The following is a 12,167-nucleotide window of genomic DNA, read 5'->3' on the forward strand; positions in this document are numbered from 1 at the left end:
GCCGCGGCAAACAGGCGGAAAATACTGGATATTGCTGCGGCGGTCTCAGGGCATAGTGAATGCTGCCGGCAGGGGGTTGAGCATTAAGTGAATTGCGATTCAGCATGACGGCACGTGGTGACGGAATCGAGGTCATCGGCAACTGGGCCGGCGGCTACGTCAGGCGCCACCCCCTGGCCTCGCTCGCGACGGCCGGGGACCAGTTCGTGCTGGGCGTGCGCACTGTGCAGTACATGTTCATCGACCTGTTCACCGGACGTTTCCAGTGGTGGGAGTTCATTCGGCAGGCCGCGTTCATGGCGGGCACCGCAGTCTTGCCGACGGTCCTCGTGGCGCTACCCATCGGCGTCACTCTGTCGATCCAGTTCGCGCTCCTGGCCGGTCAGGTCGGGGCCACGTCACTTGCCGGAGCGGCCAGCGGCCTGGCGGTGATCCGACAGGCGGCATCCCTGACCGCCGCGATCCTGATGGCGGCCGCCGTCGGCTCGGCCATCACCGCAGACCTCGGTTCGCGCAAGATGCGCGAGGAGACTGACGCGATGGAAGTGATGGGCGTGTCGGTGATCCGCCGCCTGGTCGTTCCCCGGTTTGCCGCGGCGATCATGATCGGCGTGGCGCTCACCGGAATGGTGTGCTTCGTCGGATTCCTGGCCAGCTACTTGTTCAACGTCTACTTCCAGAACGGCGCGCCCGGCAGCTTCGTTGCGACGTTCGCCTCGTTCACGACTACCGGCGACATGATCGTGGCGATGGTGAAGGCGGTCATCTTCGGTGCCATCGTCGCCGTGGTGTCCTGTCAGAAGGGGCTGTCCACGCAGGGCGGCCCCACCGGCGTCGCGAACTCCGTCAACGCCGCCGTCGTCGAATCGATTCTGATCCTGATGGTCGTCAATGTCGCGATCAGCCAGCTCTACATCATGCTGTTCCCCAGGGTCGGTTTGTGACATGGCCTCGACGTACGTACCCCCGGTGCTGGTGCCCTTCGTCCGCTTCTTCGGCAAGGTCGGCCCCCCGATCGGGCGGCTCGGCCACATGCTGGTTTTCTTCGTCCGGGCGATCGTCGCGATCCCGTTGGCGCTTCGGCACTATCGCTCCGAGTTCGTCCGCCTGCTGTCCGATATCGCCTGGGGCAACGGTTCTTTGGTGGTCGGAGGCGGAACCGCCGGGGTGGCGATCGTCCTCGGCGTCACCGTCGGAGCGCTGGTCGGCATCGAGGGTTACAACTTCCTCGACCTGCTCGGCCTGGGTCCCGCGACGGGAATCATCTCCTCACTGGTCAACACCCGCGAACTCGCCCCGATCGCGCTGTCGCTGGCGTTCGCCACCCAGGCCGGCTGCCGGTTCACCGCGCAGCTGGGCTCCATGCGCATCGCCGAAGAGATCGACGCCCTTGACTCACTGGCGATCCGGCCCATTCCGTACCTCGTCACCACCCGCCTGATGGCCTCGGTGATCGCGGTGATCCCGCTCTACGTCGTCTGCCTGGCGGTCAGCTACCTGACCACACAGGTCGTCGTGTACGTCATCAGCGGGGGATCGACAGGCTCGTATCTGCACTACTTCACGCTGATGCTGTCGGGCCAGGACATCCTGTATTCGCTTCTCAAAGCGATCGTCTTCGTCTGGATCGCCACGACGATCCAGTGTTACTACGGCTTTTATGCCAGTGGCGGGCACGAGGGCGTCGGGGTCGCCGCCGGACATGCCATGCGGGCCAGCATCACCGTGGTGATCATCGTCAACATGCTTCTCACCATGGCGCTGTGGAACGTCGACTCCGGAGCGAGGTTTGGGGGGTAGGTGGCGAATTCCTTTGATCTGGACGGGCGGGGCCCCACCGATCGCCAGTTGATCGGAGCCGGTATCGCCGTTGCCGTTGTGCTGGCGTTGATTTCGGTGACCCTGTTGGTCAAGGCGACGGGACGCCTCGATCCGTTCGTGCGTGTCGTGGCGAATCTCGTCAACGTCGGTGACGGACTGCCGCAACGCTCAGACGTGAAGTACCACGGTGTCCTGGTCGGAGCCGTCGACAGTGTCACCCCGGCAGCGCACGGAAACCCCAACTACGTCCACATCAACCTCGATCCGCACTACGCCCGCTCCATACCGGCGAACGTCACGGCGCGGGTCGTGCCCAGCAACGTGTTCGCGGTGTCGTCGGTGCAACTGGTGGATCCCGCCGGCGGGACGGCGAATGATCCAAGCGAGCAACGCGGACCGGCGATCAGTGCGGGGGCGCACATTCCGGAAGACACCGAGCTGCCCACCGTGCTGTTTCAGACCACGATCAGTAAGTTGCGCGACATCCTGGCCGCCACCGGCCGCGGTCGCGAGGACAAGACGGTGGGCGTCCTGGCGGCCGTGAACGAGGCCACCGAGGATCGCCGCACCGAACTGCTCACCAGTGGCGCGCAACTGAATCGGATGCTCGATCAGCTCAACGCGATCGTCGCCACCGATCCGGGCCCGACCACGGTCTCGGCGCTTGTCGATGCGACGCGGGGGCTGCAGGCCACCGCGCCGGAGCTGATCGACGCGCTGCACATGGCCGTCGAACCGATGCAGACCCTGGTGCAGCAGCGCGCTCAACTCGACGCGCTGATCAGTGGCGGTATGCACACCATGGGAACCACGCACACTGCACTGAACAACCACACCGACCGGCTGGTCACGACCACCTCGGAGCTGACGCCGGTGATGGGGATCCTGGCCGACACCTCACATCACTGGCTGCCGGCCTTCATCAAGCTGAACGGCTTGTCCGACAAGTTCTTCAACGAGGTCTGGCGGCCCGAGCGCGATGTCGGCAACATGCGGATGAACTTCTCCCTGACCCCGAGCTACACCTACACCCGGGCCGACTGCCCGCGGTACGGGGAACTGAAGGGTCCCAGCTGTTACACCGCGCCCCTGGTGGTGACCCGGCCGGAGTTGCCCGACGTCCTTCTGCCGCAGAACTATCAGCCGCCCAAGGATCTGGCGCCTCCACCGGGCACGGTACTCGGCGAGAACGGAAACCTGATCGCCGTGGGTCCGCCGCTGGTGAACCCCAATCCCAGCCTCGCCGACCCGAACCCACCACTGCCACCGTGGATGTCGCCCGCACCGCCGGTGCCGGGAACGGCGAACGACGCGTTGGTGCCGATACCGCCACCACCGGTGAACCAGTCGCCTGTGGCGCCGGTTGCACCCAAACCGGGTGATTCGCCCCGGGCACCCGCGCCGCCGCCGGCCGCGCCCGCACCGCCACCGGCCGCGCCCGCACCGGCGCCGCCGCTGCCCGCCGAAGCCGTGATCGGGGGGACCCGATGAAATATCGTGCCGCACTCGTCGGGCTGTCACTGTTCATGGTGGTGGCGCTGACGTTGACCTGGCTTGTCTACGTCACGCTGCGCCGGGACGTCGCCGGCTCGACGGTGCCCTACGCCGCGGTCTTCACCGATGTCTTCGGGCTACGCGAAGGTGACGACGTCCGGATGGCCGGCGTCCGGGTGGGTCGGGTGGAAAGCATTGACCTGCAAGGCAAACACGCCAAGGTGTCGTTCGTCGTGCAACGCGACCAGCAGCTGCTCGGCACCACCGTCGCCTCGGTGACCTACCAGAACATCGTCGGGCAGCGGTACCTCGGCCTGTCGCTGGGGAACCTGGGATCGCCCGATCCGCTACCCGCCGGCAGCGTCATCCCGGTCGAACAGACCGATCCGTCGTTCGACGTGGGCAGGCTGCTCAACGGGTACGAACCGCTGTTCAGCGTGCTCGACCCGCGGCATGCCGACAACCTCACCAAGGGTGTCATCCAGTCGCTCCAGGGCGACGAGGGGTCGATCACCGCATTGATCGACCAGACCGCGCAGCTGACCGACGCGTTCGCCGGCCGCGACGAGGAACTCGGCGGGGTGATCACCGACCTGAACCTCGTGGTCGCCAACCTCGCCCGACACAACGACGACCTCGACCACATCATCGGTGAAGCACGCTCGGTGGTCTCGACCTTCGACGCGCGACGGCCCCAACTGGTGGATTCGATGGGCTCGATCGCCAAAGTGGTGCGCCAGCTGTCGACGATCTCCGACGAGGTCTACCCGTCGCTGAACGAACTCGTTCAGCGCGAACCGGGTTTCGCGCAGCACATGGTCAAGATCGAACCGCAACTGGCCTTCGTCGGGGCCAATCTGCCGTTGATGCTGAAGGGATTTGCGCGCATCACCGGCGAGGGCACCTACGCCAGCGCCTACGCGTGCAACCTCGACGGCACCGCGTTCTTCCCCGGGCTCAACGACGTGACCCCGATCGTCGTCGACGCGGCCACCCCCGGCAACAAAGCCCGCTACACCCCCAAGTGCAGGAATATGGCCAATGGCTGATCGAACACTCAACGCCGCGCGCAGGCGGCGCCCCCTGGAGAGCTACAGCAAGATCTGGTTGGGAGTCGTTGCCGTCGCGGTGGTTTCGGCTCTCATCGGAGCGCTGATGTTGGTGAGAGTCGCCGACTTCGGTTACCGCCATTACACCGCGCGTTTTCTGCAAGCCGCGGCGCTGCAACCGGGCAATCCGATCACCGTGGCCGGCATCCCGGTGGGCGAGGTGTCGAGCATGGAACTCAAGGGTGACCATGTCGAGGCGGACCTGAAAGTCCGCAACGACGTCGTGCTCGGTGAAGACTCGCGCGCCTCGATCAAGATCACGACGATCCTGGGATCGCGCTACCTCGCGCTGTATCCCGACGGGCCAGGATCGTTGCCCGACGACACTTTCGACCTGACGCACACCGAGGTGCCCTACGACCTGCAGGAGGCGCTGGCCGACGTCACCACCACCTACGAGCAGGTCGACTCCGATCAGTTCGCCGAAACCCTGGCGATTCTGGGCCGCCAGCTGGAGACCCTGCCCCCGGTCGTTCCGCAGGCGTTGGAGAACACCCACACGCTGTCGACGATCATCGCCGAACGCCGCGACCAGTTGGGCGAGCTACTCAAGACGACGGAACTGGTCAGCTCCACGCTGCGTCGCCAGCAATCCACGATCGGCAGCCTGATGGATCAGGGCAACTCGTTGCTCGGTGAGTTCGTCGCGCGGCGTGCCACGTTCCACGCGATGATGGACGGGCTGACCAACCTGGTGGAGACGTTGAGCAGCATTGTGATCGACGATCGGCCCGAGCTCGAGGAGCTGCTCGACAACCTGCGGCAGCTTTCCACTCTGCTCGGCCGAAACGACGGCATGGTGCGCAGCATCCTGCAGTCGGGGGCCGTCGCACTACGCAACATGACCAACATCACCGGCACCGGCAACGCGATCGACTTCAACGCCTCCAGCGGCCTGCTGGTCGACTCCTGGATGTGTGCAATCAGCGGTCGTGCCAAGCAGTTCGGCATGCTCGAGTACTACCAGGACTGCAAATGAGCCAGGCATCCGAGGAGCGAGTGTGAAAAGCACCAGGTCCAAGATCATCGCGGTGGTCGCCGTCGGCCTCGCCGTAGCACTGGCCGCGGCCGTGGTGGTGGTCAAGTTCGCAGTGGATCAGCTCGACACCATCACTGTCACCGCCCAATTCGACAGCGCCGCAGGGTTATACGAGGGCAATGTGGTCGCGGTCCTCGGGATGCCGGTGGGCAAGGTCACCAAGATCACCACCAAGGGTGGTTACGTCGAGGTCGATTTCACCGTCGACAAGGATGTCAAGGTGCCCGCCGACGTCCAGGCCGCCACCATCTCGAACTCGATCCTCACCGATCGCCAGATCGAGTTGACCCCGCCCTACCGTGACGGCCCCACCTTGCAGAACCACGACACCATCGGTTTGAACCGCACCCGGACACCGGTCGAATTCGCCAGGGTACTCGACGTTCTCGACAAGCTCGCGCTGTCGCTGCGCGGTGACGGGAAGGGAGACGGCCCGATCGCCGATGTGGTGGACGCCAGCGCGGCGATCGTCGACGGCAACGGCCAGCAGATGAAGGACGCGCTGGGTGAACTGTCGCATGCGTTGCGGCTCAGCGCCGATCGCGGCACCGTGACCAAGGATCAGCTCACCACCATCGTGCGCAACGTGAGTTCGCTGTCGGAGGCGGCGGCCCGCAACGACTCGATGATGCGGGAGTTCGGTTCGTCCGTGCGGGCCCTGAGCCAGATCCTGGCCGACGAGGAACTCGGCAGTGGCACCACCGGTAAGAAGATCAACGAGGTGTTGACCAACACCGGCGAAGTGTTGGAAAAGCACCGGGATTCGATCAAGGATCTCGTCGCCAACGGTGACATCGTGTTGAACACCGCGGTCGACCACGAACGCGATCTGATGGAGTTTCTCGACCTCGCGCCGATGACCCTGGACAACCTCTACAACGTCGCCGACCAGAAGAACGGCGCGCTGCGGGTGAAGGTGGTCACCGACAAGGTCCTGTTCGACAACCAGCTGATCAAGGAGGTCTGCAACATGATGGGCCTGCGCCAGTTGGGTTGCAGCACGGGAACATTGCAGGACTTCGGACCGGATTTCGGGTTGACGTACATGCTCGAAGGGCTTGCGGCGATGGGGCAGAAGTGATGGCCACCGTCCGGAACCGCCGGCGGCGGCTGGCAGCGGCCCTGGCGATGAGCGGGTGCCTGGTCGTCTCCGGCTGCGCCACCGAGGGTCTGTCGAGTCTGCCGCTGCCGGCACCCAGTGTGGGCTCGGGTGGATACCGGGTAACCGCCGTGTTCTCCAACGCACTGAACCTGCCGGCGAACGCGAAGGTCAAGCTGGCCGGCGCCGATGTCGGCCAGATGGAGTCGATGGTGGCCCGCAACTACACCGCGGTCACCACATTGCGGATCATGGACGGTGTGCAGTTGCCGCAGGGCAGCACGGCCGAATTACGTTCTGCGACACCGCTGGGGGACGTGTTCGTGGCGATCAAGCCGCCGAGTCCGGTGGAACCGGACACGCCGCTGCTCAAGGACGGCGACACCATTCCCCTGGAGTCGACGACGGCCGCGGCCACGGTCGAATCGGTGTTGGGTTCGGCCGCGATCCTGGTCAACGGCGGTGCGGTGCGCAACTTCACCAACATCATCAACGGTCTGGGCAAGGCGACCGGTGACGAGGGCCAGGCGTTCGGCGCCCTCATCCGCAAGACCAACGACACGCTCGGCAGGCTCAACGCGCGTTCGGACGAGATCTCGACCGCGATGACCGAGACTTCGCGGTTGGCCAACTCCATCGCCGCCAAGAACCAGGTGATAGCCGACGTGATGGCTGAGGCCCGCCCGGCCACCGACACGTTGGCGGCCCACACCACCCAAATCGCCGATCTCGTCCAACAGCTCGGCGATGTCTCGAACCAGATGCGCAAGTTCCCGTCGATCGCGGGCACCGACACCAGCGGACGCAGTGTCATCGCCGATGCGAACACCGTTGCGCGCGCGTGGAACGACGTCGCGCTGGCTCCTGGCGCCACGCTCTACGCGCTGAACCGGTTGATGCCGCCGTTCCTCAAGACGTTGACCAGTAGCTCGATCGCGCTGGACGCCAGCGTCGACCGTTTGGTCCTGGGGTCCATCCCCGACATCGGATACGCCGGCGACCCGGGGCTGCACGGACCCAAGCGCCACGACTGGCATCAGCTGGTGGGCACGCTGCAGTACACGCTGTTTCGGTTGCAGGAGCGGGTCGTTGGCAGGGGGCCGGGGGTACCGCAAGTCCCGGTGATCCCCAGCCCGACGGAGCCCGGTGAGATCATCGTCGCGCCCCAGCATGGGCCTGCGCCGGCCGCCGCTCCTGGACGGGCCGCCGCTCCCCAAGCGCCGCCGGTCGCTCCGCCGCCGTCGCCGCCGTCGCCGCCGTCGCCGCCGTCGCCGCCGTCGCCTGCCCCGCTGCCCGCCGAGGCCCCACGATGATCGGCGCTGCCGCCGCCCGCATCGTCGGCCTCGTCCGGTTCGGTTACCGTCGCCGGGCCTGGCTGTCGGCGATCGCGTTGGTCATGACGCTCGTGGTGGCGACCGCGTATCTGTTGTTCGGTGCGTTACAGGTGAATCCGCTCGCGTCGACGTACCGGCTCACCGTCGAACTGCCGGCGTCGGCCGGGTTGTTGCCCAATCAGGATGTGACGCTGCGCGGAGTGCGGATCGGCCGGGTGGAACGACTCGACCTCACGCCCGGCGGCGTCAACGCGGTGGTGACCGTCAACTCGACGACGCAGATCCCGAAATCGTCTGCCGTGCGGGTCTCGGGGCTGTCCCCGGCCGGTGAGCAGTACATCGACTTCGTTCCCGACGATCAGACGGGCCCGTTCCTTGCGGACGGCGCAGTGGTCGGTCAGGGCCGGGCCACGATTCCGGTGAGCCTGGCCGAGCTGCTCGCCAACGCCGACGGGGCGCTGGCCCAGGCCGACACCGAGAAGCTCGAACTCATCAGACGAGAACTGAGTCTGAGCGAAGCCGGTCCGCAGAAGCTGGCCGACATCGTCGACGGCGGCACCTTCCTGTTGTCGACCCTCGATTCGGTCCTGCCCGAGACCAGTTCGCTGTTGCGCACCAGCCAGGTGGTGTTCACCCTCGTCGCCGACAAGAACGCCGGAATCGATGCCGCCTCAGACAATCTCAGCGAGAGCTTCGTCGGAATCAACAAGTTGCGCGACGGCTATCGCCGGCTCACCGACCAGACACCCGGCGTCCTGAAGCACGTCGACAACCTGTTCGTCGACAACTCCGACACCATGGTGCAGCTGCTGGGCAATCTGAGCACCACGTCCCGGTTGCTCTACCTGCGGGTGCCGGCGCTGAACGCGCTGTTCCCGAAGCACCGCACATCGGTGCTCGACGCGCTCGGCGCCGCCATGCACAGCGGCGGATTGTGGGGAACCGCCGAGATCTATCCCCGCTACACGTGCGACTACGGCACGCCCAAGCTGCCGCCGTCGAACGCGGACTACCCCGAACCGTTCATGTACACCTACTGCCGCGACGACCACCCCGGAGTCCTGGTGCGCGGAGCCAAGAACGCACCACGACCCGCCGGAGACGACACCGCCGGGCCACCCCCGGGTGCCGACCTCGGCCGACAGATGGACCCAACCCCGAAGGGGCGCTACACGATTCCGACGCCCTACGGTGGCCCGACGCTCCCGATCGAGCCGCCGCGCTGACCGACGCCTATCCGTGAGGAGATAACGATGCCCGTGAGTACCGACCGAGACCGCGAGACCGACAAGCCCGACGCGCCGCAAGCCGACACGGCGGCCGAGTCCGATACCGCCACGTCCGACACCGCCACGTCCGACACCGCCGAAACCGACACCGCCGAATCCGATGCGAAGACTCCCGAAACCGAGTCCGGTGACGACGCCTCCAACGACTCCAACGGCGAAGGCACCGCACGCAACTGGCGCCGCCCGGTTCTGCGCGGGGCGCTGATCCTGGCGTTCGTGGTGCTGCTCGGCGCAACCGGGTTCCTCGGCTGGCAACTGTGGCAGGAGCGTCAAATCGCACAGGCCGGTGAACAGGCCCAGGCCGCAGCGGTGACCTACGCACAGGTCTTGACGAGCATCGACTCGGCGAAGGTCGACGAGAACTTCGATGCGGTGCTCGACGGGGCGACCGGCGAGTTCAAGGACATGTACTCACAGTCCAGCAGCCAACTGCGGCAGTTGCTGATCGACAACAAGGCATCCGCTCACGGGGTGGTGCTCGAATCGGCGGTCCAGTCGGCGACCAAGGACAAGGCGGTCGTGCTGCTGTTCGTCGACCAGTCCGTCACCAACACCAATGTGCCCGATCCGCGCATCGACCGCAGCCGTATCAAGATGACGATGGAGAACATCGACGGGCGTTGGCGGGCAAGCAAAGTCGAATTGCCGTGAAGACGTGAGGAGACGTGAGATGCGCCTGCTGAGCCCGGCACTGGCCGCGACGGCCATGATCACCGCGGTGGTGGCCGTCGCACCCACCGCGTCCGCGTCGGCGCCCTCCTTCTGCGCGGAGCTCGGCGGGCATTGGGACGGGCAGTTCTGCAGCACGTCGGTGGTTTCGGAGCGCAAAGCGACGCGCAACATCAAGATGGCGTTGCCCGGCGATCTGGTGGACAACCCGACGATCCGGGAGTACCTGACCAACCTGATGAACAACTGGCGCGACGCCGCGAAGATGACGGTCCACGACAGTTTCGGCGAGCAGCACTTCCAGATCTTCCAGCACGGCGGCGCGATGACCGTCGTCTTCCACGAGATGTACTCGGGGACGGTCGGTACCGACGCCCTCGCACACCCGAACGCGCCGATCATCAGCGACGCCTACCGCACCTTCACCTTCGCCGACGGTCGGCGGCTGCAACTGGCCGACCTGTTCAAACCGGGCGTCGACCACATGGCCGAAATCCCGTGCCTGGGCGCGCCGTTCATCGTCGCCGCACTCGACGCCGCACCGCCGCCGCACCAACCTGGCACCTACCCGTTCACCCCGGACCGCTGGACCCCGGACAAGGTCTACTCCGGTGCGTACAAGGCGTGGGCGCTCACTCCAGATGAGCTGATCCTCTACATGCCTGACTACCCGGTGGCCCGGGACCGGCCGATCAACTTCAGCCCGGGGCTTCCGCAGTGGGCGATGGACGGCGGCACCGTGCAGGCTCACATCCCGCTGTCGGCGCTCGCGCCGATCCTGCGCCCCGAATTCGGCGGTGGTTGACCATGTTTCGGGCGCTTGCCGCACTACTGACCGGATTGCTGTTGTTCGCTCCGGTGAGCCGCGCCGAACCCGCAGCCCCGACGCTGCCGGTGTTCACACCGCATCCGTCGGATTGGCAGCCCGACTACACCGTGTTCCCGTACAACCTGTGGCAGATACGGGTCACGCCGGAGCAGATCACCGCGATGCGTGATTCATGTCAGTGGTTCAACGCGCAGTACGAGCAGCTGATGGGCCAGGTGTACGGATTTCAGCGTTTCCTGGCCGATCAGGGCGACGACTGGGGACGGCCCGGGGTCAGCGAGGCGGGCGACATCGTCGCGGCCAACCTCGATCAGTCCGCCGCATTCCTCGACCCTCGCGCCCACACATTGTTCATCATCAATTACCCGGACCAGAGCGAGTATTCGCCGGTGTTCCACGGGGATTCGATCTACCGGTTGTGGTATCAGTTCACTCAGATCAGCGACAAGATCAAGAAGCGGATGCCGTCCGGGCAGATCAACGCCAACATCGCGACCGCCAACGTCTATGGTGGCGTGATCCGCGACTCCGGGGTCTGTGCGGGCGCATAGCGCGTAGGGTTCGGCCGGTGAGCACCGATGCCAGGCAGCGGCTGCGCGAGACGATCCTGAAGCTCACTCATGAGCGCGGCCCGGACAAGACGATCTGCCCGTCGGACGCGGCCCGCGCCGTCGGCGGCGACGACTGGCGCGAACTGATGGACGACGCCCGCGAGACCGCCCGCGACCTGGCCCGCGACGGCGACGTAGAGATCACCCAGAAAGGTGAGGTGCTCGACCCGAACGCCCAGTGGCGCGGACCCATCCGGATCCGCGCCACGTAGCGCCCGTCGCACGCGCTCAGCAAGGACTCACGCCAACTTGTCGGCCTCGGCCCGCGCCTGCGCCGCGACCTTCTCCGCCAGCTCGGCCTTCCACTGGATCTCCTTCTTGATCCAGGGGTTGTCCTGCGGGAACTGGTCGGTCTCGCCGACCAGCCGCACCTCGAGCCTCACGCCAGGCCCCAGGGGGCACTTCTGGGCCCACTGCTTGGCCTCCTCCTTCGACGACACGTCGATGATCCAGAACCCGTTGAACAGCTCCTTGGCCTCGGTGTACGGGCCGTCGGTCACCACCGGCGGATCGGAGTCGAAGTCGACGACGAAACCGTCCTCCGGACCGGTCAGGCCCTCGCCGGCGAGCATCACACCGGCCTTGATGAGCTCCTCGTTGTAGCGGCCCATCGACTCGATGACCTCGTTGAAGTCCACGTTGGCGTCGGCGAACGCAGCTTCGGCCTCGGGGGTGACCCGCATGATCAGCATGTATCGCGCCATTTGTCTGTCTCCTTGTCGCTTCTGTCGGGGCGGGTTCTCGCGCCCTCACAACTCCGTCGAACGGGCTCCCACTGAATTCGACACGTGCCGCACGAAATTTTCATCGGAGTTTGGGAGACTTCTCATCACCGAGCCAGAGCGGACTTAGACCGCGCCGCCGACAATCGGT

Annotated in this window: 13 protein-coding genes; 12 read left to right on the forward strand and 1 reads right to left on the reverse strand. The window is 65.8% G+C overall.

What is annotated here, in order from left to right; translation table 11 throughout:
* The first annotated feature begins 104 nt into the window (after positions 1 to 104).
* The 12 genes from RMCN_RS17905 to RMCN_RS17960 are packed head-to-tail and all read left to right on the forward strand — an operon-like array spanning position 105 to position 11,506.
* A complete protein-coding gene (locus RMCN_RS17905; RefSeq protein ID WP_064416631.1) occupies positions 105 to 944 on the forward strand; it encodes an MlaE family ABC transporter permease in 840 nt (279 codons plus the stop codon).
* A gap of 1 nt (position 945) precedes the next feature.
* Positions 946 to 1,800, forward strand: coding sequence for an MlaE family ABC transporter permease (locus RMCN_RS17910; protein WP_067391942.1), 855 nt, complete (start codon positions 946 to 948; stop codon positions 1,798 to 1,800).
* The gene (locus tag RMCN_RS17915) at positions 1,801 to 3,312 is read left to right on the forward strand and encodes an MlaD family protein (protein ID WP_067391946.1); all 1,512 of its coding nucleotides are present in this window, start codon (positions 1,801 to 1,803) and stop codon (positions 3,310 to 3,312) included.
* Positions 3,309 to 4,364 (forward strand): MCE family protein, encoded by a 1,056-nt coding sequence (locus RMCN_RS17920; protein ID WP_064401358.1) that lies wholly within the window; start codon positions 3,309 to 3,311, stop codon positions 4,362 to 4,364. The genes RMCN_RS17915 and RMCN_RS17920 overlap by 4 nt, the downstream gene beginning before the upstream one ends.
* Positions 4,357 to 5,403, forward strand: coding sequence for an MCE family protein (locus tag RMCN_RS17925; RefSeq protein ID WP_067391949.1), 1,047 nt, complete (start codon positions 4,357 to 4,359; stop codon positions 5,401 to 5,403). Before RMCN_RS17920 ends, RMCN_RS17925 begins: the two co-directional genes overlap by 8 nt.
* Positions 5,404 to 5,425: 22 nt before the next feature.
* Positions 5,426 to 6,544, forward strand: coding sequence for an MCE family protein (locus tag RMCN_RS17930; RefSeq protein ID WP_067391952.1), 1,119 nt, complete (start codon positions 5,426 to 5,428; stop codon positions 6,542 to 6,544).
* Positions 6,544 to 7,875, forward strand: coding sequence for an MCE family protein (locus RMCN_RS17935; protein ID WP_110765873.1), 1,332 nt, complete (start codon positions 6,544 to 6,546; stop codon positions 7,873 to 7,875). The genes RMCN_RS17930 and RMCN_RS17935 overlap by 1 nt, the downstream gene beginning before the upstream one ends.
* On the forward strand, positions 7,872 to 9,122 hold the full coding sequence (locus RMCN_RS17940) for an MlaD family protein (RefSeq protein WP_067391958.1): 1,251 nt from the start codon (positions 7,872 to 7,874) through the stop codon (positions 9,120 to 9,122). The genes RMCN_RS17935 and RMCN_RS17940 overlap by 4 nt, the downstream gene beginning before the upstream one ends.
* Before the next feature lie 27 nt (positions 9,123 to 9,149).
* Entirely contained in the window at positions 9,150 to 9,836 is a 687-nt protein-coding gene (locus tag RMCN_RS17945) for an Rv1363c family protein (RefSeq protein WP_084377543.1), read from the forward strand.
* Between the two features lie 19 nt (positions 9,837 to 9,855).
* Positions 9,856 to 10,659 (forward strand): mannan-binding family protein, encoded by an 804-nt coding sequence (locus RMCN_RS17950; RefSeq protein WP_067391965.1) that lies wholly within the window; start codon positions 9,856 to 9,858, stop codon positions 10,657 to 10,659.
* Positions 10,660 to 10,661: 2 nt separating this feature from the next.
* Positions 10,662 to 11,234, forward strand: a complete 573-nt coding sequence (locus tag RMCN_RS17955) for a hypothetical protein (protein ID WP_067391968.1) — start codon at positions 10,662 to 10,664, stop codon at positions 11,232 to 11,234.
* A 17-nt stretch (positions 11,235 to 11,251) separates the two neighbouring features.
* Entirely contained in the window at positions 11,252 to 11,506 is a 255-nt protein-coding gene (locus RMCN_RS17960; RefSeq protein ID WP_067391971.1) for a DUF3253 domain-containing protein, read from the forward strand.
* 27 nt (positions 11,507 to 11,533) lie between these two features.
* Here the strand turns inward: RMCN_RS17960 and RMCN_RS17965 are convergent, their stop codons facing one another.
* Positions 11,534 to 11,998: a YciI family protein gene (locus RMCN_RS17965; protein ID WP_064351373.1), complete on the reverse strand. Its 465-nt coding sequence runs from the start codon at positions 11,996 to 11,998 to the stop codon at positions 11,534 to 11,536.
* Positions 11,999 to 12,167: the final 169 nt, after the last annotated feature.

The sequence above is a fragment of the Mycolicibacterium novocastrense genome, assembly GCF_001570485.1.
Taxonomy (GTDB): domain Bacteria; phylum Actinomycetota; class Actinomycetes; order Mycobacteriales; family Mycobacteriaceae; genus Mycobacterium; species Mycobacterium novocastrense.